This window comes from Clostridium sp. AM34-11AC, assembly GCF_003435375.1.
Lineage (GTDB): Bacteria > Bacillota > Clostridia > Lachnospirales > Lachnospiraceae > Pilosibacter > Pilosibacter fragilis.
Window position 1 is genome coordinate 49156 of the sequence record NZ_QWGL01000001.1, and the last position, 24036, is coordinate 73191.

Genomic DNA, 24036 nt, shown 5'->3' on the forward strand with positions numbered 1-24036 from the left:
TCAGTTAAATGGTTCTCTTTCTGAGCGCGATCATCCTTGTAATTCCGGTCTTGAAATCGACCTCTGGCTTCCATCCCGTCACCGTCTCCAGCTTTTCGATGGACGGCATCAGATTGATCAGACCTTCGGCGTTCTCCCCGCGGGTGTTGTATTGGCTCTCGCCCTGTCCGCCGCAGAGTTCGTGGATCTCCTCCACGAATTCCTTTAATACCTTTGTCTCAGCACCGCCGAAGTTAAATACAGGATTTTCAAGTCCCTCAAACGCACTTTCCGAAGCTTCGCAGAGCGCCGCCATCCCTCTAGCCAGATCGTCGATATAGAGGAAATTCCACTTCTGGGTACATGCCCCCAGGGACATTTCCTTATTGTTCAGGAATGCGTCCAGGCATGACTCCACGAGAGTCCACGGGTGGTCCCCGGGGCCGTAGGCGCTGAAAATCCTGGCGTGAATGTACCGCAGTCCCAGTTCATCACAGAGTTTTTCTCCCTTTTCCCGCATGGCAAGCTTCGCCTCTCCATACAGGGATTTCGGCTCGCAGACCGTGTCCTCCGTGATCAGATCCTGGTGCATTCCGTACTCCGCCTGGGAGCCGGAGAACAGGAACTTTTTACAGCCTAGGGCTTTCGCCGTCCGAATCGTCTCCAGAGAGATCTCCATATTCTTCTCCTGAAGCGCCTTGTCCGTTCTTGACGCGCTCCCGGATCCTCCCCAGCCGAAATGGCAGAACACGTCCTGCGGTTTTGTCACTTTTTCTAAAAGCTTTTCCGGCTCGGAAAGATCATTTTCCGTCACGAGAAGACGCCCGGATAAAAGTGCCTCCTCATTTCCCTCAAGGATCGTATCAAGTTTTGAGGATTTGGGGCGCACAATGGCGGTCACCGTGTGCCCTCTCCGTAAGAGTTCCCGCACCGTTGCCGCGCCGACAAAGCTCGTCGAACCTGTCATGATGATATTCATATTCTGCTGCCCCTTTCCTCATTTAACACTGATCAATCATCCATCTTATTCCCGATTGCCAGTATATTGTACATGATGTTACTGTATACGGGTAGGAATTTTCTGAACCATCTTGCATTTTCTTCTAAGTTCCATGTCCCAGGCACACTGAACCTTCTTATTTATTCTCTACTAACGGAATAATCATATTTTCCTTCAGCTCTTCCTCCGGAAGGAACGGAGCCAGATCCTCCAGCGGTACGGATACCATGGTTCCGTCCGGCAGCATCTTTGCGGCTGCCTTCGGCTCGAAGCCCTGTTTCATATCCACGAAGATCTCACAGATCACCGGACCGTCCATGGCAAGTGTCTTCTCCACCGCCTCGCCGAGCTCGCTGTTGTGGTGGGCTGCCACATACGGATAACCGTATGCCCACGCAAGCTTCTCCATGCTCGGGAAGCTTAAGTCGTGGCTGTCCACGCCGATTCCCACTAACGGCTCATGGAAGTGGGTCTTCTGGGTCTGGCGGATGGAGTGGTAACCACCGTTGTTGATCAGGAAGATCTTGATTCCCATATGATGGTGAACGATGGTCTGGAGCTCCTGAAGATTCATCTGGATACTTCCGTCACCTGTCACAAGGATGATGTCCTTTGTATGGTCTGCGACCCAGGCACCGATGGCTGCCGGAAGATCGTAGCCCATGGACGCGATGGCAGAGTTGCTGATGAACCGCTGTCCTTTCTTCATCTCGTAGGCATGTCCGCCTACTACGCACGCGGAGCCATTTCCCACAACGGTGATCTGATCTTCCTCTCCGCGCCTGCTGATCTCCTTGATCGCCGCGTAAACATTTGCAGGCTCGTCATCTCCGGCCTCATAGTGTTTCGGAAGAACGACCGGGTATTTTTCTTTCCATTCCTGGCAGCGTCTGATCCACCAGTCCACGGCTTCTTTGTCCTTTGCTCCACCGTTCGGATCGAACTCTTCCTCGTCGAGGACGAGCTCCAGCTTTTCGAGGAGGTCCCTGACGTCCGCATGGACCGGCATGTCAACATGGACCGTCGGTTTCTTTAACTCCTCGGCGTCGATATCATTGTAGATCACATAGGCCTCTCTCGCCCAGGTCGGGTAGTTATAGCCCACCTGACGGATCGAGAGACGGCTTCCCAATGACAATAAGAGATCGCTGTTCTGTACCGCAAAGTTTCCGGCACGGTCACCCATATGTCCGGCACGTCCCACATAGAGCGGGTCTGTGTCATACATGCAGTCGATGCTGTTCCAGCCGGTGACAACCGGGATTCCAAGCTTCTTTACGACTCTCGCGAATACATCGAATGCCTTTCCGATTCGGATTCCGTTTCCGGCGTTGATCACCGGGCGCTTCGCCTCGCGGACCTTCTTTAAGATTTCTCTCGCCTGCTCTACCGTCACAGGATCCGGCAGTTTCACACGTTTTTCGCCCTGTCCGCTCACATCGGACGGGATCATTGCCGGTTTCCCTTCAACTTTATTCATCATGCAGATCGTACATCCGGAACATCCGGTTCCGTGACCGGACCAGCCGGTTCCGCCTGCTTCGTAATCGTCCTTATCAAATCCGAGAAGCGCTTCCGTCTCAATGTAAGCCCCCTGAACATTCAACGGAATATCGAGCCAGCACGGTCCCGGTCTTCCTGTCTGCGCCAGATAAAGCGATTTCTCCAGACAGAAACGGATCCGCATCGGGTCCAGCACCATCTCGCTGTACTTTGTCATGCAGTCGATCGCCTTTGTGATCTCGAATTCCTGATCCCCCATCGCACGGATCCCCAGTCCTGTGCTGTGGGCGGTCGTGTCATAGCGGACCTGTCCGGATAAAACGAGCATCGGGATCGAGTCGAGCCATCCGCCGACAACGCCTGTGATCGCGTTTGTTCCGCCGGGACCTGTTGTCACGCAGAGAGCCGCAATCTTGTTATGGATCCTCGCGTAGGCCTCAGCCGCGATGGCACAGGCCTGCTCGTGATGGTTAAAATAGCAATGCAGTCCCGGCTGATGTCCAAGTCCGTCATCCAGGTGCATCGCGCCGCCGCCCGTTACCATAAACGCGTCGGTGATGCCCTCGTCTACCAGCTTCTGGGCAATATAATCAGAAACCTTCATTCTCATAAGTGAAACCTTCTCCTCTCTCAAATCGACAAATTCAACCCTACAACTCTTCTCGTTTTCATTTACCTGGGTGCATGGCTGAATTTGTACCAAATATACCTTTCTAGATTATACCATGCGGACCGCATACCGTCCAGTAGATCATATTTTTGTAAGGTTTTCAGTAACTGTTCAGTAGGTCTGCGCACTTGCTGCGCTGACCGTAAGAAAACCTAGGCTAAAAGGCAAAAATCCCATCGGCGTAGCCGATTTGGAATGGATTTTTGCATGTAACTGTGAAGGTACTGAACAGTTACGGTTTTCGCAGGTCTTCCCCGGCGGCACTCTTCGCCTTAATTTTCCGCATTTTCCATCCCATGAAATGCTTTCCACGGCGTTCCAGATATGCCAGGAACCTACACTGGAATTCGGCCTCCACAGCCTGTTATAATCAGCCCGTAAACGAAAACACCACGGCAAAACATTTCAATTTTCATATCAAAAAGGAGAGAAAACGATTATGAAAAAACAGACAAAGATCGCTGCGGCCTTATCCGCGGCAGCATTTATGATGATGGTCTCCGGCCTGCCGGTCTATGCGGCATCCTACGGCTGGGTGACAGAAGGCGACGCAAAGGTCTACTACGATGAGGACGGGTACCTCACCACCGATGCCTGGAGAAAGCGTGGAGAAGACTGGTTCTATCTCGGTGAAGATGGACAGATCGTAAAAAGCAAGAAGATCGACGAGTACTATGTGGATGACGAAGGAAAGATGGTCACAAACGCATGGGTGGAGTTAAAGAATGAGGAAGATCCGGACTCCCCGGAGACACCGGATACCTTCTGGTACTACTTTGAGAAGGACGGGAAGTCCGCTGTCTCCAAGTGGGTGAAATTCGACTCCAAATGGTACTATTTCGATGAATCCGGCCATATGGCAACAGGAAAGACGGAGATTGACGGGGCGACCTACTACCTCGGAACAGAAAAAGACGGTTTCATGCGGACCGGCTGGATCCGTTTAGAGGAAAACAGCCACGCACCGGGCGCTTCCGAGAGCTGGTACTACTTCAATTCCGACGGCAAAATGGTGACCACCCAGTACGATAAGAAGATCGACGGAAGCTACTACACCTTCATCGACGGAAAGATGCAGACGGGCTGGGTCCTGATGCCGTCCAAGTCTGACGTAACAGACAGCAACGCCGCATCCCCGAGGATCACCGACTACCAGTACTACGGAGCAGCCGGGGACGGAAAGCGCGCCGAAGGTTTCCGCTCCATCGAGGGCATTTCCGGGATCCACGCTGCAGATGAGGTCTACACCTTCTACTTTAAGGCCGGAAAGCCGTATGTTTCCGATAAAAAGGGAAATTCCCTGTTCACCATCAACGCGAAAAAGTATGCGTTCAGTGACCTGGGAATCATGCAGACAGGCAGACAGATCGCGAACGTGGCGAACGATGAAATCGCAAACTTTTACTTCGGTGAGGACGGTATCGTAAAGACCGGAAAACAGGCGATCTACAACGAGGAGACCGGTGAGACCGAGAACTGGTTCTTCCACACCGACGGTGACAAGAAAGGGCAGGGCTACCACGGTCTCCGCGACGGCATCCTCTACGTCTACGGAAAAAGACAGGACGCCACCGCCGACCAGAGATATGCACCGGCTGATTTAAACGGCGTGACCTACCTCGTAGGGACCGCCGGAAACATGCAGAAAGCATCCGCTTCCTCCACTTCCTCCGCGAAGCCGGAACTGGGACGCGGATATAAGGACATCAAAGACGCGAACGGCAAGATCTGGACCGTGGATACGGCCGGAATCGTGCAGTAACGCTGACCATCCACACCATAGATAAAGTTTGAGTCCTCTGGGACTCTTACAAAATGCATAATTGCAAAGGTGCCGGACTCTCTCGCTCAGAGTCCGGCACCTTTTATCTCTATACTGTAATTATCCTTTTATCTTCCTGCTTCTTCATCCCAACTGCCGTCCTCTTTTACAAGCCAGCCGTCCGGAGTTCTCTTCCTTGCGCACATAATTCCTCTGGTTCCGTCGGAGACAGGATTCAGATAATACCACCTTCCATCGATGAACTGCCATCTTCCGCTGATCTTCTCCCAGTGATACCCGCCTGCGCTGCCTTTCCTCACTATTTACTTTCCGTAATATACTCTTTCACCAGGCGGTTCAGTGTGCATTTCATCTGTACCACAATGTCCATCAGCCTGTCGTTCTCTTCGCGAAGCCTTTGGTTTTCTTCTTCCAGAGCATTTTTGCAATGTCTCTCCATGCTCATTGTTTTCGTCCCCCTTACGCCTCGTCAGCAGCCGCCCTTTCCTGCGTCCACTTCCTTTTACTTAAATATATAATACATTTTCCGGCAATTGAAAAGTGGTTTTTGAACGCAAGTTTCGACACGGTTCGAAGGACACACGGTATGCATGGACAAGAGCCCATGCCGCAAGACTCCTGCTGCCCCAAGCAACAGACCTCGTGCAACAGCGAAATCAATATAAAAAAGAATGTGCCTTGGCACATTCTCGCGCCTCGCGCGGTCGCTTGCGACAATCTACATCTTCGCGCGAGTGCGCATCTTTGGCACGTTAGTGCCTTTTTATGTAACAGGGAATTCCTCGGAATTTCCTGTTACATAAAAAAGCGGCAGTCCCGCCAAAAAAAGCAAGACTGCCGCCAGATTTTCTCTTATATGATATGAAGCTGCTCAAACGCCCAGGCGATCCCGTCGTCTTCGACATCTTTGGTGATGAAAGTTGCGTAGGGCTCAAGCCCCTTCGCATGTTTCTCCATAATAATGCTGTTTCCGGCATACCGGATCATCGCCAGATCGTTCATGCTGTCCCCAAAGGCATAGGAATCTTCCCTCGCGATCCCATATCTCTTTAAGATCACTTCCATCGCCGTCGCCTTATCGTACCCCGTCGGCACGCACTCGTAGAGTCCGTGTCCCCGGTCGATGGCGGTCACGTCCGGCGCCAGGATCTTTAAAAAACCTTCCTCGTCACTGTTCTCGTCCGCAAGAACACAGAACTTATCAAAATCCACCAGCTCCGTATTCCAGTCCGCGCTGGCCAAGCCCTGGTTCTTGTAGACCACATTTTTCACATGCTCGATCTCATCCATGTGGGAGACACCGGTCTGCACCGTACATGCCTTCGGTCCCTCTAAGATTCCGTCAAGTTTACACTCGAGGATCGCCTTTTGGAGCTCCCAACGGCGTTTTGCGGAGATTTTTCTGTGGAGCAGGGCTTTTCCCTCCGCCTCTATGTAGGTTCCACAGCCGCAGAGGTAACCGTCCACCGGTACTTTCCCCTCAACATCCTTCATCAGACATCTCGTCCTCCCGGAGTTGATGAAAACCAGGTGTCCGGCGCGGCGCGCCTCTGTTAAAGCAAGCGCCGCACTCTTCGGGAGCTCCTTCGACGCATCCACCAGGAGCGTCCCATCGATATCAAAAAATAATGCTTTTCTCTTCATGATCTCCGTATTAGTTTGCTGCGGAACTGCTCTCGCTCTCCTCCGCAGCAGTCTCTTTCTCTTCAAGAATATTCTCAGCCTCTGTTGTCCCGGCTTCTGTCTCCGGTGCCTCTACATATGTGGAGTTGTCGATCAGGTAGTAGTAAACAGCGCCCATGTCGAAAATCTGCTTTGCGGAATCCTCGCCGTAGGTCGTGATCATCTGCGCCGCGTTCTTGAAGTAGTTCATAACAGCGAGCTTATCTTTCTGTTCATCTGTCGCAGAAAGGTTCTCCTCTGCCTGGATCGCGTTTAAAATGATCTGCTGTTTTACAAGGTTCTCTGCTGTGTCGCGGAGTCCGTCCTCGTCCGTTCCCAGGAACATGCTGAGGAACTGATCGAACTCAAGTCCATAGCTGCTTGCATAGCTGGAATATGTGTTCTTTAACTGGTTGAACATATCATCAACGGCATCCGGGTCAGCTGTAACCTCGGAGTTGTTGATGACCTCGTTTAAGAGCTCACTTCCTGCCGCGTTGAAGAACTGGCTGTCAGCCTCTGCCTGAAGCTCCGCACGTACTTCCTCTTTTAACTGGTCAAGAGTCGCTGTATCGTCGTTGTAGTAACGTTTTGCGAGATCATCATCCACCTTGCTGTCGGCCTCAGATTTTAACTGGTTTAATTTTACATGGAAGACGACTTCCTGGCCTGCGAGGTCAGCGCTGCCGTAGTTGTCCGGGAATTTTAAGTTTAAGTCTTTCTCATCTCCGACATTCATGCCGATGACGCCGTCCTCAAAGCCGTCGATAAATGTGCCGCTGCCAAGCTTCAGGTCATAGCCCTCTGCGGTTCCGCGTGCAAATGCCTCGCCATCCTTTGTGCCGGAATAGTCGATATTTGCGGTGTCACCTTCCTGAGCCGGGCGTCCCTCGATGGTTACCGGGTACTCCGCGCAGAGTTCTTTTAATCTTGTCTCGATCTTGGCGTCAGTAACTTCCTCTTCCTTTGCGGAGAAGGTCAGGTTCTTGTAATCTCCGAGAGTGACGCTCTCCTCGTCGTGAAGTTCTTCCTCAGATTTTGTCTCAGTCTCAGTTGGCGCGGATGCTGTCTCCTCTACAGCCGCGGAGCTGCTCTCAGCATTCTGATTCTTATTTCCGCATCCTGTCATGATCATTGCAGCTGCAGCAACACAGATGCCTGCTTTTATAATTTTTTTCATGTTCTCGTTTCCTTCCATTCTGTCTCTATTTCCCCGCGCACCGCCCATTTTCCGGGTCACCCGCGCGTGATATTTATTCTAACATACCGCCACGCGAAAAAAAAGGGTGTTCACAGAATTTTAAGATATTAGTGTCCAAAGGTCTGAAGTCCGCCGCAAGCTTGCTTGCAGGAGGATTTTGGATCTTGGTATCAGAGAGGTCAAAAGACTTTTTGACCTCAACATCATTTTAAGAGAAAATCAAAAAGCATCCTGTAAGGATCATATCATCATGATCCCGCCAGGATGCTTTTTACTATCTCTTATTTGTAGAACGCACAAAACGCCTTATATGTATTGTACACATCAAGCTTCGAAGCCAGCTCAAACGGCGCATGCATGGAAAGGATCGGAACACCGAGATCCACGACATCCACATCCATCATCGCCACAAACTGGGCGATGGTTCCGCCGCCACCCGCGTCAACGGCGCCGAGTTCGCCAGTCTGCCAGTAAACGCCATTCTCTTCCATGATACCGATGACCTTCGCCATGGTCTCCGCGCTGGCATCACTGCTGCCGGATTTTCCTCTCGCGCCTGTGTACTTTGTGAGCACACAGCCTTTGTTTACATAGCTGGAGTTTCTGTTCTCGTAAACGCTTGCGAATGTCGGATCATATGCCGCGTTTACATCGGAGGAGAGGCAGATGGAATGGCGCAGAACGGTCTTTGTGTCCGCCCCAAAGCTCTCCGCAAGATCCTCAACCGCATGGTGGACGTAGTCAGAGTGAAGTCCCGTATTTCCGACGGAGCCGATCTCTTCCTTATCTGTAAGGATCGTGAATGTGGTGTGTTCCGGGTTCTCCGCAGCAATCTCCGCCATCAGCGCTGTATACGCGCACACACGGTCATCCTGTCCATAGGAACCGATGAGGCCGCGGTCCAGTCCGATATCAACGGCCTTGTATGCCGGAACCATCTCGATCTCCGCACGGGTGAAATCCTTCTCCGTGATTCCGTAGCGGTCATTCAATAACTTCATCGCAAGGAGCTTCGCCGGATTCTTGATCTTCTCGTTCTCCTCGTCATGGTACGGGATGGAGCCGATGATGATGTTCAGCTCCTCGCCCTTTAAGCCCTCGCCGAGCTTTCTTCCGTTCTGCTCTGCCGCAAGGTGCGGGAGAAGGTCTGTCACGCAGAACTGCGGGTCGCCTTCTTTCTCGCCGATGGAGACCTCAACAGTCTCTCCGTCCGCCTTCATAACAACGCCGTGCATGGATAACGGCACAGTGCCCCACTGATATTTGCGGATTCCGCCGTAGTAGTGCGGCTTTAAGTAGGCGATCTCGTCCTTTTCAAATAATGGGTTCGGCTTTAAGTCCAGGCGCGGGGAATCGATATGGGCGCCGTTCATGCGCAATCCCTCGTTCAGATCCTTTGTTCCGATGGTGGAAGCGATGATCGCTTTCTTTCGGTTTACCCAGTAGATCTTGTCGCCCGGCTTGTAGGACGCCTTCGGGTCAAATTCCTTGTATCCGGCGTTCGTTAAGAGCGATACCGCTTTTTTCACACATTCTCTCTCGGTCTTTCCCTCATTTAAGAATGTCTTGTATCCCTCGCAGAAATTCTGCGCCTCCGGAATCTGTTCCGGCGCTTTTTCTCCGATGTGCGGAGCTTCCCAGAGAAGTGCTTTTTCCAGATCTTTGCCGTTCATGCTAAAAACCTCCGTATGTGTATTTTATGAATTATAACAACTCACTCACGCTGCCTGGTCCGAATCAGTCTGTTTTATGGAAACCATTTTCGACCTGGACACATGTTCCAATTCCTGCATGCAGCTGTCGTGTCTTATCTCTTACTTTGTAAGCAGATCTTTACTGTCGAGCATCAGTGTAAATGGACCATCATTTAGCAGGTCCACCTTCATATCTGCCCCGAACTCCCCATGTGCCACCTTCTCCACATGCATCCTGCACCGCTCCATAAAATATTCATAGAGGCGGTTCGCATGATCCGGCGCTCCAGCGTCAGTAAAGCTTGGGCGGTTGCCCTTTCTGCAGTCCGCGTACAGCGTAAACTGGCTCACAACAAGGATCTCGCCGTCCACATCCTGGAGCGAGCGGTTCGTCTTTCCGTTCTCATCCTCAAAAATGCGGAGCTTGCAGATCTTGTCCGCCATCTTGTCCGCAATGCTCTCGTCATCCGTGTCGGAGACGCCGAGAAGGATCAGGAATCCCTGTCCGATGGATCCCGTCTCCTGTCCGTCCACATGGACCGACGCGTGTTTTACTCTCTGTAATACGACTCTCATGTTTCCTCCGGCGCTCTGCCTGCACTCCATTTTCCGTACCGGCAGATCCGCCCACAAATTTTATATTTTCGCTGCTGGAATTCCCTGTCTTAACAAGAGCGGAAACGGCCTACGTTGGACCGTTTCCTGCAAGTTCTTCCTGTCTTTTTTCTGCCTTTTCCCGCTCGCGGCGCTTTTCTTCCTCAACACGCCGCTCTTCCTCCTCGACCGCCATGATCGCCTGGTTTAAGGAGAACATCTTCATGTCCAGCATATCCACCATATCGGCACAGGACTTCAACTCCCGCTCCAGATAATCCGGCGCTTTTCCTTCAAATTTATAAGCGATCTTGTGCTCTAAGGATGCCCAGAAGTCCATGGCGATAGTCCGGATCTGGATCTCGACCTTCGTGTCCCGCTTTCCTTCCGACAGATAGACCGGGATCGTCACTACCATATGATAGCTCTTGTATCCGTTCGTCTTCGGGTATTTAATGTAGTCCTTGACGTGCAGGACCGTGATATCCGCCTGTCTTGCGATCATATCCGCGATCGGATAAATGTCGGACATAAAGGAACAGATGATCCTGATTCCCGCGATATCATTTAAGTGCTCCACCATATTGTCGATCGAGACTTCACATCCATCATTCTTCAGCTTTTTCACAATACTCTCCGGTGTCTTCAAGCGGGAAGTGATATGCTCGATCGGATTGTAATTGTACAACTGGATAAATTCATTGTTTAAGATCTCGATCTTCGTGTTGATGGATTTTAACGCGGAGCTGTATAAAAACATTGTTGATTTCCACTGATCGATCTGATCAAAGCCTCCAGACTCTTTCGTCATGCTGACGCCCCCTTTCTTTGCAGCCGGGAACGTTCCGTCCATGCGACCATGTCTTCACGCGTTCTCTGCTACAGCTTCAGACCCTTTAAGAGATCCGCAAGACCTGTGCTTGCCTGACCTTCTTCCTTATATCCGTAGGTGTCCTCAGCTTCTCTCTCCTCTTCCTCCTCGATCAGCTCCTTCATAGACAGACTGATCTTGTTGTTTGCGGTGGAGATAATTTTTACACGTACTTCCTGTCCCTCTTTCAGAACAGCGCCCGGATGTTTGATCCTCTTTGTGCTGATCTGGGAGATATGGAGGAGACCGGTAAGTCCGTTCTCAAGCTCTACAAATGCGCCGTAGTCCTTTAAGGTCTCGACGGTACCCTTCATGACAGCGCCGACTTCGCATTTTGCTATTTTTTTGTTTGTCTCTTCCTGTTTCTTCTCTCTGGCTGCCTCGCGGCCGGATAATACGAGGCGGTGTGTCTCCTCGTCGGCGGTGATAACGGTTACCTCGATGGTCTTTCCGTCGAATTCCTTTAAGTCTTCCACATACTCGTCGCTCAGACGGGAAGCCGGAATAAATCCGCGGATCCCTTCCAGGTACGCAACAGCGCCGGCGTTTACGATCTCAGCGATCTTTACCGGGACAACAGTGCGCTCTTCCATCATATTTTTCAGCTTATCCCACGCGAGGACCTGATTTGCTTCCTTCTTTGAGAGGACCATATTTCCCTCGCCGTCGTTTGTCGCCATCACGGTGGCTGTGATCTCGTCGCCCGGATGGATCATCTCTGCCATGTTGAAATCAGGATCTTCGCTCAGGTCGTCCTTGCGGATCACGCCGTCCGCGTAAGCCTTCAAGTCCACGATCACCGCGTCATCTGTCACATCGATCACGGTACCTGTCACAACATCGCCAACTCTAATTTTTTTAAGGGAGGCTTCCAGCTCCTCTTTGTAATCGTCCATGGATTCCATATGTCATCTCTCCTTTTCTCACCATCTGCCCTTACGCCGTTGGACGGCATAATTATGAATAGTAATTCCTTTCTCTATTTAACCATATTCTGTGAATATTTGCCATAGTTTTCACAAAAAAATCATGATAAAATGTGCATAGTAATTACTGTACACGGGTAGGGATTTTCTGAGCTGAAAATTCCGTACAATACAGTGGCGGTAGTGGATTTTGCTGATCTGGAATGCGAAGCATCGGCAAAATCAGTTACTGTTTGCGCAAAGCGTGAGCAGTAACGCATAGTATATATTTTGGAGGCACTCACCATGAAAGATTATGCTGACCTGCATACCCATACCATCGCCAGCGGACATGCCTATGGAACCATCACGGAGATGGTCCATGCCGCTGCTTTAAAGGACCTGCCGATCCTCGGCATCACCGAACACGCCCCGTCCATGCCTGGAAGCTGTGGGGAGATGCAGTTTTGTAACTTCAAAGTGATCCCGCCGGTCTTAGAGGGCGTCCGCCTTTTATTCGGCTGTGAGTTAAATATCGTAGACTATAAAGGAAGCATCGACCTGTCGGAGAAGATGTTAAAGCGGTTATCCTACACCGTTGCCAGTCTCCATGATCTCTGTTTAAAGCCGGGAACAAGGGAAGAAAACACCTTCGCTGTCGTCACAGCATTAAAAAATCCATATGTCACGATCCTTGGACACCCGGATGACGGAAAATTCCCGCTGGACTACGAGGCGGTGGTGAAAGCCGCAAAGGAACACCACCGGATGATCGAGCTCAACAACACATCCCTGACCCCGGGCGGATCCCGCATCCACGCATACGAAAATGACCGGATCATTCTTCCGCTCTGTGCAAAATACAAGGTTCCGGTTATCATGAACAGCGATGCCCACTTTACGACGGCTGTCGGGGAACATGGACGGGCGGAGGCCCTCTTAAAGGAGTTAAACTTTCCGGAGGAACTGATCGCAAACTATCATCCGGAGATCCTGAAGGAATATATTCCGGATTTAGCTGACTTCCGGGGTTGAAACATCTGATAAAAGGGGGCTTGCCTTTACTGCTGGCAGCATATTTCAGCTGTCTGACAGCACAAAAAACGGCTGCGAAGTTTTATTTCACTTCACAGCCGTTTCCTCTTTCGTAAAAATCATTCCAGAATTACTTCAGCAGTTTGTCGACCTTCGCCCACAGTGCCTGCAGTTCCTTCTGATCGCTCAGACGGTCTTTCTGGATCCGGATAATATTCTCCAGCGCCGCATTCGCGCCGTCCGCATTTAACTTCTCGTCACAGGTCTTCTTCGCCTTTGTGTACGGGTCCATGCTCTCCTGATCCTCTTCCTGCTCTGCCTGGAGCTTCCGGATCTTCTCCACAAGCTTTACCACCTCGTCCGACGGGTTCTTTACATCCTGCCAGTTTAAAAGGTGGGTATTGTTCTCCGCGTTGATCGTATCCAGTGCAATACTGTTCTTTAACATCGTTTTCCAGTTGTCCGAGATCGCCGTCTCATACGTCTGCTTCGCAGTCTTATTATCCGCAAAAGCTGTCAACGGCATTCCCGCAAGACATACCAGAAGACCGAATAAAAATAAAATCCTCTTCATCTTCGTGTCCTCCTCATTGCAAGCTGATAATCAATCTCTTGACACTTTCGTGCTCCCGAGATACTAAAACATCTGAAACCCGCCCGATTTTACTTTTTATTCAATCGGTGGATATTTTCCATGTTCCGTTCATTCAAAGAATATCTGCAAATGTCTGCTTATCACACTTACAAGTCCACTCTCTGAACTGTTATCATCTTATCACACTTCTGTCCATTCTTCTACGGCAAAGCTGCGGCAATCCTGCGGCAGTATGATCGTAAATATGGCACCTTCCGGCGAGGCTTTTGCCGCAATATCGCCTCCCATGTACTCCATGGAGCGTTTTGCGATGGAAAGCCCCAGCCCGTGATTTCCGTTCTTCCCTTTATAAAAGCGATCGAACAGATGAGGAAGATCGTCTTCTAGGATTCCCGGCCCGTCGTCCCGGATCGTGATCTTTAGCTGCTCCCCGTTCTCCTCCACTGAGATCCAGACCATCTCCTTAGCGTAGCGGATACAGTTTGATGTCACATTCGAGAACGCCCGGCCTAAAAGCATCACATCCGAGATAATCTTATGCTCATCCCCCGGCAAAAATTCCAATTTTATTTTTTTCTGGTACGCAAGTCCCTCGAGGCGCTCGATCTGGTCCTCGATGTACTCCCGGATCCCCAACTCCACCGGCACGACCTGGTACCGCATCTGGTCCATTCTCGTCAACGTCAGGATCCCGTCAACAACTTCCGTCAGGCGGCTGCTCTCGTCCAGGATCACGCCTGCTGCCTGGGAGACATCCTCAAAGACGCCTCTCTGGATTCCCTGGGCATAACCGCTGATGGACATAAGCGGCGTTCTGAGCTCATGGGACGCGTTCTGGAAAAACACACGCTCCGCCTCGTCCGCCTTTAAGAGATTGTCCTGCATCTGGTTGATCTCGTTCTCCAGCTCGTAGAGCTCCTTTACGTTAGTCCCAGTCTCGACTTTCTTAAACTTCTTCTCACCGATTCCCCGGGCTGCTTCGCAGAGACGGCTCACCGGAGTCGAAATACTTCCCGCAACGAACCAGAACAGCACAATGGACACGCCCGCCATCGCTCCCATGATCATGAGCACCAGTCTCGACACCTCATTTAAGATCACGCTGGTATCGTGGATCGGACAGTATAAGAGCACATTCTGGACATGACCGGGCCGGTTCTGACCCACATCCAGAAAATAGAGCATATATTTTGTGTCACCGATGGTCTCCTCCGTGATCTCCCCGCTCTCGAACGCCGGATCATTTCCGGTCATTCTCGTCAGGAACTCCGAGTACATCTGGGTCATCTCCGGCTGGTCATCATAGTTTTTCGGATACAGCACCCGGTACTTGTTTCCGATCACCAGCATCTTCGACTCCCCGGACTCCGTCTGGGCCGCGTTCCGCAGGGCATTTAGGAGACTTCTCCTGTCATCCTGCGCATTTGTCTCGTCCGGCACGTCCAGGTTCCTGTACTCGTCCGCCAATTCCTCCACCGTCTTCACCATCTGCCCCAGGTCACGCTTCGCGTTGTAGTTCATATGTCCGTCCAGCGCATAGCTGAACACGAACCACGCCGCAACCGGGAACGCGATCAGAAGAAGCATCACCGGAAGGAATATCTTCATCCGGATACTTAATTTCATGCCTCTCCTCCACTCGTCAGGCGGAATCCGTAGCCCCATACGGTCTCGATCTTCACGGTGCTCTTCTGGTCCTTCAGTTTCTTCCTGAGACGCTTCACCATGTCATCCACGGCGCGGGTGTCAACTTCCCTGCTGTCCACCTTCCAGAGAGATTTTAACAGGTCATCACGGCTCGCCGCATGTTCCTGGCGCTCCAGCATATGGCACAGGAAGTCGAATTCCAGCGGTGTCAGGGCAAAATCTTCGTCCTTTAACTTCGCGGCACGGCGCTTCGGGTAGAGCTTGATATCCCCGATCTCATAGGAATCCTTCGCCTCTTCCTCCTGTCCGGAGAATGTGTCCACGCGGCGGAATAACGCCTTGACTCTCGTCACAAGTTCCAGCGGCAGGAACGGTTTTACCATGTAATCGTCGCTTCCGAGAGTGATTCCGGTGATCCGGTCTAACGGGGAATCCTTTGCAGAGACAATGATGATCGGAACATGGCTCGTCTTCCGGATCTGGGTGCAGACCGTAAGGCCATCCATCCCCGGCATCATGATATCGAGGATGCAGAGATCCGGCGCTTTTTTCTGGAACGCGTCAAGAAGGGACTCGCCATCCCCGAAGCACTCCACCTCATATCCCTCTTTTTCCAGGAAATTTTCTATCAGAAAACAAATGTTTTTTTCATCATCCGCCACATAGATCAGCTTTGGCATAATTTTCCCTCCTGTATTTCTATTATCTGCCAGAATGCGCAGCCCATTCCGCCGCCTTTCGGCAGTCTGCGTTCCCGAGTTTTAACTTCTTTGTTAACGCCCATTATACCATGCCTTTCCTTGCATGGTAAATACCTGCCGCAGAATTGCCGCACGACCGCCCGGACCCGCGTCTCATTCTAATCATCTGAATATTTTCGATTTCTGCTCCTTCAGCCCGGAACAGAGGACAAAACTTCGCAGAAAATTTTCCGCAAAACTCCTTTTTCCATTGTACTTTTCAGCAAACTGTTGTAAACTAACTCTATATCACAGCGCAGTGCGAAAGAAATGATTTTCCCACTCGCCATCCTAAATTTTCAGAAAGGAAGGAATCTCACATGAATAAAGACCTGGAATTTCTCACCCGCGTGATCGACGAAAAATCCGCGAAGATCCTGGATGCCAACGATAAGATCTGGGAGTATGCCGAGCTGGCGTTCCATGAGACAAAATCGGCTGCCCTGTTAAAATCAATCTTAAAAGAAGAGGGCTTTACCTTGACGGAAGGTGATGCCGGAATCCCGACCTGCTTTACCGGAACCTTCTCCTACGGAACCGGAAAACCTGTGATGGGAATCCTCGGCGAGTACGATGCCCTGTCTTCCCTGAGCCAGAAGGCCGCTGACCCGCACAAGGAACCGTTAAAGGAAGGCGCTCCGGGACATGGCTGCGGTCACTGCGCACTGGGTACCGGCGCTCTCGCAGCTGCCCTGGCTGTCAAGGAATACCTGATCGCCAACAAGAAGGACGGAACCATCATCTACTTCGGCTGCCCGGCTGAAGAAGGCGCAGGTTCCAAGCAGTTCATGGCCCGCGCAGGCATGTTCGACGATGTCGATTTCGTATACTCCTGGCACCCGGCAACAAAGAACGCCGTCGAGTGCAATCACAGCAACGCCATCATGGGCGCAAACTTCTATTTTAAGGGTGTTGCCTCCCATGCAGGCGCAACCCCATACCTCGGAAGAAGTGCCCTGGACGCCGTTGAACTCATGAACGTGGGCTGCAACTACCTGAGAGAGCACATGATCCCGGAAGCGAGGATCCACTACGCTTACATCGATGCCGGCGGAACCGCCCCGAACGTCGTACAGGATCACGCGACGATCCGCTACGAGGTCCGCTCTCCGTGGGTCTACCAGGTAAAAGAGCTCTTCGAGCGCGTAAAAAATGTTGCCCGCGGCGCATCCATCATGACCGATACCACCTTTGAGTGCGAGCTTTCCATGGCGTTCACCGAATATCTTCCAAACAACGCCCTGGCGGCGGTTGCGGACGAGTGTTTACAGGAAGTCGGCGCTCCGAAATGGGATGACGCGGATTACAGGATGGCAAAGGAATTCTTAAATACCTACCCGGCGACCACCCTGGAAAACATCAAATCCCAGATCATTGAGACTTACGGGGAAGACCGCTTAGAGGAGATTCTTGAAAGGCCGCTGGATTCCGAGATCCACCCGTTCAACCCGGATAAGATCAAGCTGACCGCCGGCTCTACAGATGTGGGTGATGTCGGATACGCCGCCCCTACCTTAAATATCAATATTGCCACCGCATGTGTCGGAAATGTCGGACACTCCTGGCAGATGGTTGCCCAGTCCTGCAGCCCGTTAGCCCACAAGGGACTCCTGACCGCAGCAAAAGTCCTGGCTCTCTCCTGCATCCGCACCATGGACCGCCCGGATGTGATCGAAGCCGCAAAGAAAGAACTCCACAAGAGAAACGGTGGACACTATACCTGCCCGCTGCCGGATTCTGTTGAGCCGCCGTTAGATACATACTAAACCGTCGATTCACGGTTCTCCGCAGACTCCATCTTTCACAATTTGAAACTGCTTTATCTGTAAAATCTTGTCTGCGTGAGTTCAGTCTTTCATACAAAAAACGGATATTTTGTTACAGTTCAGCCATGCGCTGGTTTGAATGAGAAAGTGTGTTGCAAGCTTGCTTGCATAAGCACTTTTTCATCCAAATCAGCATATGGTGGAACCACCAAGCTTCTTGTTTTCATGAATATGAAAACAAGAAGATGTAATGGCTGAACTGTAACGATATTTTTCAGTAAGTTGATCAGGGTACATGTTCGTACCCTGATTTTCTGTTATAATGATAATATTTCAATAGCCTGTTCCTATACGGAACTAACCGGAAAGTATAAGCTCTCGACTTAAAATCCATGCTTTATCAGCCACTCAATACAGTGGTTCTACTGTGTATACAAGGGAGGAATGGAACATGAACATACTGATCGCCGCAGATTCCTTTAAGGGAAGCTGCTCTGCCAGACAAGTGACCGATACCATTGAACGTGCCGCAAAAAATGTAATCCCGGATGTGACCATCACAAAGATTCCTGTCGCTGACGGCGGAGAGGGAACCGTTGATGCCTTGGTTGCTGCCATGAAAGGAACAAAAGTCAGCGTTCCTGCCCATGATCCTTTGGGGCGCCCAATAACCGCCGAGTATGGACTTCTCCCGGACGGCAGCGCCGTGATCGAGACCGCTGCGGCGTCCGGACTTACCTTATTAAAACCTGAGGAGCGGGATGCCCTGCACGCGTCCACCTTTGGAACGGGCGAGCTGATCCGTCACGCCCTGGAACATAGAGTTAAAAAGATCATCTTAGGTCTCGGCGGAAGCGCCACCACCGACGGCGGCGCCGGGCTGGCAGGCGCCCTTGGAATCTCGTTTCTCGATAAGGATGGGAAGGAACTGGAACCAGGCGGTGTCCACTTAAGGGAACTTGCCTCGATCTCCACGGATGGGCTTTTGAGGGAAGCCGCCGGATGCGAGTTTTTGGTTGCCTGCGATGTAAAAAATCACCTTTGCGGAGCCCTCGGAGCAGCTACCGTGTTCGGACCTCAGAAAGGGGCTGATGAGGAGCAGGTGAAGATTCTTGACGCGGCGCTCGCTCACTATGCCGCAGTTTTGAAGGATAAACTCCACTGCGCTGCCGCCGACACCGACGGGAGCGGAGCGGCAGGCGGCCTGCTCTGCGGAATTCTCCCGTATTTCCCGGTGACGATCTGCTCGGGAATCGACCTGGTTCTGGATCTCACGGATTTCGATGAGCATGTGAAGCAGGCGGACCTTGTAATTACGGGCGAAGGACGGATTGACTTCCAGTCCGCGCTGGGAAAAGTTCCTGTCGGTGTCGCGGAACGCGCAAAAAAAGTCAGGAATGTTCCGGTGGTTGCCATCGCCGGGGCGAAAGGCGACGGATGCGAAACGCTTTATAATTTCGGGATCGATGCGATCTTCGACACGGTTCCGGGCGTCATGTCGTTGGAGGATGTGATGAGTCATGCGGAGGAGAATCTGCTGAATACTGCAGAGAATGTGCTTAGACTGTTTCAGATTGGAAATATTTTCACTTTCTGAGCCTTTTGGCGGATACTCTTCTGTGTTTTATCTGCCCACAATTTTTTCAAAAAAGGAGACGATTATATATGAAGCTTGTAGTTTTAGATGGATATACAGAAAACCCGGGCGATTTAAGCTGGGACGCGTTAAAAGAATTCGGTGACCTCACCGTCTATGACAGAACTTCCTTCACAGAATCACCTCTGATCACTGAACGTATCGGTGATGCCGAGATTATCATCACAAATAAGACCCCGATCTCCCGTGAGACCATCGACAAGTGTCCGCGTATCAAGCTGATCGCGGCTCTCGCCACCGGCTACAATGTCATCGACTATAACTACGCCGCTGAAAAGGGAATTCCTGTCGTAAATGTTCCGACATACGGAACCGCATCTGTCAGCCAGTTCTCCATCGCTCTTCTCCTTGAGATCTGCCATCACATCGGCCACCATGACAAGACTGTCCATGAAGGAAAATGGGCTGAAAACATTGACTGGTGCTACTGGGACTATCCGCTGATCGAGCTGGAGGGAAAGACCATGGGCATCATCGGCTTCGGGCGCATCGGTCAGGCTGAGGGACGCATCGCGAAAGCTCTCGGCATGAACGTCATCGCCTATGACCTCTACCCGAATGAATCCGGCCGCGCGATCGCGGATTACGTTACCCAGGATGAGCTTTTCGCGAAGGCTGACGTGATCTCCCTGCACTGCAATCTGACACCGGAAAACGCAGGACTCATCAACCGGGAAAATATCGCGAAAATGAAGGACGGCGTGATTCTTCTGAACAATGCCCGCGGGCAGCTTGTCAACGAGGTGGACCTCGTAGAAGCGCTTGCTTCCGGCAAAGTCGCTGCCGCCGGTCTCGATGTCGTTTCCACTGAGCCGATCAAGGCTGACAACCCGCTCTTAAAAGCTCCAAACTGCATCATCACCCCGCATATTTCATGGGCTCCGAAGGAAAGCCGCAGGCGGATCATGGACTGCACTGTGGAGAATATCCGGGCGTTCTTAAACGGAAAACCGGTTCATGTAGTGAACATGAAATAATTTTGACTGGGCATATCAGGCTTTTTAGCGCCACTGTGTCACAGGAAATTATCTGGAATTTCCTGTGACATTTCATTTCAAAAATTCCTGTCGTCATTTGCTATCCAGGAGAAAGGAAATGTTCCGTTCCTTACGATACTGAACTACATTTAAAATTATGAATGAATCGATCCACAAATATTTCCGCGTCGGTGCGCTCCAATGGATGAGTTTTCCCGACAAAGCCTCCCTCGTGGAACCGGCTCCATACGCGGCAAAATTCGGCGCCGAGATGCGGATGACCCACAACAATTTCGGTCTTCTCGTAGATCTCTCCCACATCCCGGTCACCCATGAGACCAGCCAGTTCGTCTTCCGCACGCTCCGCCCTTACATCACCCATTTAAAAATACGTTCCATCCCGGTGTGCCAGCGGTTCTTTCTAAGCTCTGGATGAAAGAATCGTACCTGCCGTAGATGGAACGTATTTTTTCGCTTTCTAGTCGTTCTACTTATTTTTTCTTTCTGGATTTTTCGCACGTCAAGTGCATAAATTTGTTAAACAATTGCAATTGTTTATCTATTTTCTTCCTTCTCCGCGCTTCTCACCGTATTCACCATATACCGGATGACTTCCACCGGGTAATCTCCGACCGCAGTCTCCCCTGTCACCATGATTGAAGCAGCGCCATCCATCACAGCATGGAAGATATCATTTACCTCCGCACGGGTCGGGACAGGGCTGCGCTCCATGGAGGCCAGCATCTGGGTCACTACCATGAACGGCTTTCCCGCCGCCCGGCACTTCTCGGAGATCTGGCGCTGGACACCCGGAAGGTCCCAGAGATGAACGGCATTTCCAAGGTCACCCCTGGCGATCACGATCTCATCCGCCGCCGGAAGAAGTTTCTCCAGTTTCCGGACGCCATCCATGTTTTCGATCTTCGCGAAGAGCCTGATATCCTCCGCTCCCGCCTCCCGAAGCACCTCTTTTACGCGCTCCAAATCACTGTGATCTCTCACAAATGGCTGCATGACACCGGTCACGCCCATCTCGTTTGCGATCTTAATGTTTGCAAGGTCAGAATTTGTCAGCGTCGGCGGATAGATCTTCGCGCCCGGAAGAGCCGCACTCTTTCTGCTCTTTAGGAGACCGCCCCAGAGGACCTTTGCGAAATAACGCTTTTCCTGAGTGTTTTCTCCACCATTCTCGGTCACATTTTCCGCTTTTTCCACAATTTTTAAATGGATCTTCCCATCGTCCAGAAGAACTTCCTGACCCGGAATCAGGTATGGGAAGGTGAGTTCCGGCAGCATGATCTTCGCATACTCTCCAGGTGCTTTCACATGGTCACGTTTATTTTGGGACCGATCAGCGTTTCCAGAACCTTTTCCAAATGTATTTTTCTCAGCTGGTATTTTCTCGATATCTTTATTTTCAGATTTCTGTGCGATTTCTTTTCTATCTGCCCCACTTACTGAGGAATCCTTCACTTTTTCTGGGATTCCGCATATCTCTACAATGTCCCCATTCTTCAACGAAACAGGCTCAGAGATGGTTCCAGTTCGCAGTTCCGGTCCCTGAAGGTCCACGAGAAGCTGCGGTTTTACCCCGCATTTTTCTGCTGCGCGCTTCATCTTTCCAATCAGATCCCCTGACTCTGCGAGCGTAACATGGGACAGGTTCAGCCGCATTCCTGTCATTCCCAGTGAAAACATCTCCGCCAGCACCTTCTCGCTTGCGCACGCCGGTCCCAGCGTTCCGTATATATTCACCATCTAAACGTCCTCCTGATCCTTATTCTTCCTCAAGCATATCATAAGGCGGCGGGATTGTCATCCAGTTTCCCGGCGGGAAGAACTTTTCCCGACTTTCCTGGCTACAGAACCTGCCACCGGCAGCTTTTTCCAGATGCATGGCAATATAAAAGGTGCGCCAGACCTTTTTTCTCTGTCCGCCACACCTTCTTTTATCGAAGATCCCATTCTTTATTTATCTTTCAAAAACCTTAAACCTGGATTCTATCCGCAACTTCACATCCGATCGCGACTCTGCACATGTCATTTCCAATGATCATCCAGTCATTGTTCCGTAGGATCACATCGATCGGGTTTCCCTCGCAGAAATCGTGGCGATGAAGAAAATCCATCACCTTCTGGTTTCCGAGCATCCACTTAATTGTATAACGTTCCCCTGATTTTGCCGTTGATAAAGCCTGCATAATAACGCCCCCTGATCCTATGCTTTACAATTGTTTTATCGGATATTATCTGTAAATTTATATGAATTTATTCATTTTGTATCTTCTTTTTATAGAATACTCCTCAAACTATTGGTTAGTCAAGCGTAAAATCAGTTAGGTGCATGTAATCTTTTCGTCTACGGCAAAATCACAAATTCGGTACTGCTAACATAGCATATATTATTTTTGTAACAGAAAAACCCGCAGAACAAAGTTCTGCGGGCATCTTGCGCTTGGACACAAATATCTCACGGAGATACTATATTTATTTTTTCGGTGCAAAGCACCTCGGTATTAGATTCGTTGATTACTCGATGATTGTAGCAACTCTACCGGAACCAACAGTTCTGCCGCCCTCACGGATAGCGAAACGAAGACCCTGCTCCATAGCTACCGGATGGATAAGCTCGATTGTCATCTCAACGTTGTCGCCCGGCATGCACATCTCTGTACCTTCCGGAAGCTCGCAAACGCCTGTAACGTCTGTTGTTCTGAAGTAGAACTGCGGACGATAGTTGTTGAAGAACGGTGTATGACGGCCGCCCTCGTCTTTAGTAAGAACGTAAACCTGAGCTGTGAATTTCTTGTGGCACTTTACAGAACCCGGTTTAACAAGGCACTGTCCTCTCTGGATTTCAGTTCTCTGAACACCACGAAGAAGAGCACCGATGTTATCACCAGCCTGAGCCTGATCAAGAAGTTTACGGAACATCTCGATACCAGTTACAACTGTCTTACGAGTCTCCTCGTGGATACCAACGATCTCAACCTCATCGTTGAGTTTAAGAGTACCACGCTCTACACGGCCTGTAGCAACTGTACCACGACCTGTGATTGTGAATACATCCTCGATCGGCATAAGGAACGGCTTATCTGTGTCACGAACCGGGTCCGGAATGTAGCTGTCAACAGCGTCCATAAGCTCCATAACCTTGTCGCCCCACTCGCCCATCGGATCCTCAAGAGCCTTAAGAGCAGAACCCTGGATGATCGGAGTGTCGTCGCCCGGGAACTCATACTCGTTAAGAAGATCTCTGATCTCCATCTCTACGAGCTCAAGAAGCTCCGGATCGTCAACCATATCGCACTTGTTCATGAATACTACGATGTACGGTACGCCTACCTGACGGGAAAGCAGGATGTGCTCTCTTGTCTGAGCCATAACACCATCAGTAGCAGCTACAACGAGGATAGCACCATCCATCTGAGCAGCACCAGTGATCATGTTCTTTACATAGTCAGCATGGCCTGGGCAGTCAACGTGTGCATAGTGTCTCTTCTCTGTCTCGTACTCAACGTGTGCAGTAGAGATAGTGATTCCACGCTCTCTCTCTTCCGGAGCTTTATCGATGTTCTCGAAATCTGTAGCTGTATTACCTGCAACTCTTGCTGCAAGAACTTTTGTGATTGCTGCTGTTAATGTTGTTTTACCATGGTCAACGTGTCCAATGGTACCAATGTTACAATGCGGTTTGGTTCTGTCAAACTTAGCTTTTGCCATTTTAAAACGTCCTCCTTAATTTTGCGCCCATTGG

21 protein-coding genes and 1 pseudogene are annotated in these 24036 nt (G+C 50.8%); 6 read left to right on the forward strand and 16 right to left on the reverse strand.

Going from position 1 to position 24036, the window contains the following annotated elements; all coding sequences use genetic code 11:
- Positions 1 to 4 precede the first annotated feature (4 nt).
- Both DW826_RS00250 and DW826_RS00255 read right to left on the reverse strand, forming a co-directional pair.
- Positions 5 to 958, reverse strand: coding sequence for an NAD(P)-dependent oxidoreductase (locus DW826_RS00250; RefSeq protein ID WP_117551710.1), 954 nt, complete (start codon positions 956 to 958; stop codon positions 5 to 7).
- Positions 959 to 1115: 157 nt separating this feature from the next.
- The gene (locus tag DW826_RS00255; RefSeq protein ID WP_021905575.1) at positions 1116 to 3092 is read right to left on the reverse strand and encodes a thiamine pyrophosphate-binding protein; all 1977 of its coding nucleotides are present in this window, start codon (positions 3090 to 3092) and stop codon (positions 1116 to 1118) included.
- A 499-nt stretch (positions 3093 to 3591) separates the two neighbouring features.
- Here DW826_RS00255 and DW826_RS00260 point away from each other — a divergent pair, with 499 nt between their 5' ends.
- Positions 3592 to 4914, forward strand: a complete 1323-nt coding sequence (locus DW826_RS00260; RefSeq protein ID WP_117551711.1) for a cell wall-binding protein — start codon at positions 3592 to 3594, stop codon at positions 4912 to 4914.
- Positions 4915 to 5042: 128 nt separating this feature from the next.
- Here the strand turns inward: DW826_RS00260 and DW826_RS00265 are convergent, their stop codons facing one another.
- The 8 genes from DW826_RS00265 to DW826_RS00295 form a co-directional block, all read right to left on the reverse strand.
- Positions 5043 to 5234 (reverse strand): hypothetical protein, encoded by a 192-nt coding sequence (locus DW826_RS00265; protein WP_117551712.1) that lies wholly within the window; start codon positions 5232 to 5234, stop codon positions 5043 to 5045.
- Positions 5234 to 5380 (reverse strand): hypothetical protein, encoded by a 147-nt coding sequence (locus DW826_RS18130; protein WP_015553355.1) that lies wholly within the window; start codon positions 5378 to 5380, stop codon positions 5234 to 5236. The genes DW826_RS00265 and DW826_RS18130 overlap by 1 nt, the downstream gene beginning before the upstream one ends.
- A 407-nt stretch (positions 5381 to 5787) precedes the next feature.
- Positions 5788 to 6645 carry an HAD family hydrolase gene (locus tag DW826_RS00270; protein ID WP_242994014.1) on the reverse strand — a complete coding sequence of 286 codons (858 nt, stop codon included), beginning with the start codon at positions 6643 to 6645 and terminating at the stop codon, positions 5788 to 5790.
- On the reverse strand, positions 6590 to 7777 hold the full coding sequence (gene tig, locus DW826_RS00275) for a trigger factor (protein ID WP_181967941.1): 1188 nt from the start codon (positions 7775 to 7777) through the stop codon (positions 6590 to 6592). Before tig ends, DW826_RS00270 begins: the two co-directional genes overlap by 56 nt.
- Before the next feature lie 302 nt (positions 7778 to 8079).
- Positions 8080 to 9471 (reverse strand): aminopeptidase, encoded by a 1392-nt coding sequence (locus tag DW826_RS00280; protein WP_015553352.1) that lies wholly within the window; start codon positions 9469 to 9471, stop codon positions 8080 to 8082.
- Positions 9472 to 9612: 141 nt separating this feature from the next.
- A complete protein-coding gene (dtd, locus tag DW826_RS00285; RefSeq protein WP_015553351.1) occupies positions 9613 to 10068 on the reverse strand; it encodes a D-aminoacyl-tRNA deacylase in 456 nt (151 codons plus the stop codon).
- 109 nt (positions 10069 to 10177) lie between these two features.
- Complete coding sequence (locus tag DW826_RS00290) at positions 10178 to 10897, reverse strand: GTP pyrophosphokinase family protein (protein ID WP_021905580.1); 720 nt, start codon at positions 10895 to 10897, stop codon at positions 10178 to 10180.
- Between the two features lie 68 nt (positions 10898 to 10965).
- Positions 10966 to 11862, reverse strand: coding sequence for a S1 RNA-binding domain-containing protein (locus DW826_RS00295; protein WP_015553349.1), 897 nt, complete (start codon positions 11860 to 11862; stop codon positions 10966 to 10968).
- A gap of 306 nt (positions 11863 to 12168) precedes the next feature.
- Between DW826_RS00295 and DW826_RS00300 the strand changes: the two genes are divergently transcribed.
- Positions 12169 to 12897 (forward strand): phosphatase, encoded by a 729-nt coding sequence (locus tag DW826_RS00300; RefSeq protein WP_117551714.1) that lies wholly within the window; start codon positions 12169 to 12171, stop codon positions 12895 to 12897.
- Positions 12898 to 13027: 130 nt separating this feature from the next.
- Here DW826_RS00300 and DW826_RS00305 read toward each other — a convergent pair whose 3' ends face one another.
- The 3 genes from DW826_RS00305 to DW826_RS00315 all read right to left on the reverse strand — a co-directional run bounded on the left by DW826_RS00305 (position 13028) and on the right by DW826_RS00315 (position 15819).
- Positions 13028 to 13471 (reverse strand): hypothetical protein, encoded by a 444-nt coding sequence (locus tag DW826_RS00305; RefSeq protein WP_117551715.1) that lies wholly within the window; start codon positions 13469 to 13471, stop codon positions 13028 to 13030.
- A gap of 201 nt (positions 13472 to 13672) precedes the next feature.
- The gene (locus DW826_RS00310) at positions 13673 to 15118 is read right to left on the reverse strand and encodes a HAMP domain-containing sensor histidine kinase (protein WP_181967942.1); all 1446 of its coding nucleotides are present in this window, start codon (positions 15116 to 15118) and stop codon (positions 13673 to 13675) included.
- A complete protein-coding gene (locus DW826_RS00315) occupies positions 15115 to 15819 on the reverse strand; it encodes a response regulator transcription factor (RefSeq protein ID WP_015553345.1) in 705 nt (234 codons plus the stop codon). The genes DW826_RS00310 and DW826_RS00315 overlap by 4 nt, the downstream gene beginning before the upstream one ends.
- 380 nt (positions 15820 to 16199) lie before the next feature.
- Here DW826_RS00315 and DW826_RS00320 point away from each other — a divergent pair, with 380 nt between their 5' ends.
- The 4 genes and pseudogenes from DW826_RS00320 to DW826_RS00335 all read left to right on the forward strand — a co-directional run.
- The gene (locus tag DW826_RS00320; RefSeq protein WP_117551717.1) at positions 16200 to 17645 is read left to right on the forward strand and encodes an amidohydrolase; all 1446 of its coding nucleotides are present in this window, start codon (positions 16200 to 16202) and stop codon (positions 17643 to 17645) included.
- A gap of 451 nt (positions 17646 to 18096) precedes the next feature.
- Positions 18097 to 19242 carry a glycerate kinase gene (locus DW826_RS00325; protein WP_117551718.1) on the forward strand — a complete coding sequence of 382 codons (1146 nt, stop codon included), beginning with the start codon at positions 18097 to 18099 and terminating at the stop codon, positions 19240 to 19242.
- 68 nt (positions 19243 to 19310) lie between these two features.
- On the forward strand, positions 19311 to 20279 hold the full coding sequence (locus DW826_RS00330) for a D-2-hydroxyacid dehydrogenase (RefSeq protein WP_117469199.1): 969 nt from the start codon (positions 19311 to 19313) through the stop codon (positions 20277 to 20279).
- A gap of 217 nt (positions 20280 to 20496) precedes the next feature.
- A pseudogene (locus tag DW826_RS00335) lies at positions 20497 to 20661 on the forward strand (sugar phosphate isomerase/epimerase); the annotation flags it as partial.
- A 173-nt stretch (positions 20662 to 20834) separates the two neighbouring features.
- Here DW826_RS00335 and DW826_RS00340 read toward each other — a convergent pair.
- The 3 genes from DW826_RS00340 to tuf all read right to left on the reverse strand — a co-directional run bounded on the left by DW826_RS00340 (position 20835) and on the right by tuf (position 24002).
- The gene (locus DW826_RS00340; protein ID WP_117551719.1) at positions 20835 to 22037 is read right to left on the reverse strand and encodes a pyruvate kinase; all 1203 of its coding nucleotides are present in this window, start codon (positions 22035 to 22037) and stop codon (positions 20835 to 20837) included.
- Positions 22038 to 22267: 230 nt separating this feature from the next.
- The gene (locus tag DW826_RS00345; protein WP_015553338.1) at positions 22268 to 22480 is read right to left on the reverse strand and encodes a FeoA family protein; all 213 of its coding nucleotides are present in this window, start codon (positions 22478 to 22480) and stop codon (positions 22268 to 22270) included.
- A 328-nt stretch (positions 22481 to 22808) separates the two neighbouring features.
- A complete protein-coding gene (tuf, locus tag DW826_RS00350; protein ID WP_117471647.1) occupies positions 22809 to 24002 on the reverse strand; it encodes an elongation factor Tu in 1194 nt (397 codons plus the stop codon).
- Positions 24003 to 24036 lie beyond the last annotated feature (34 nt).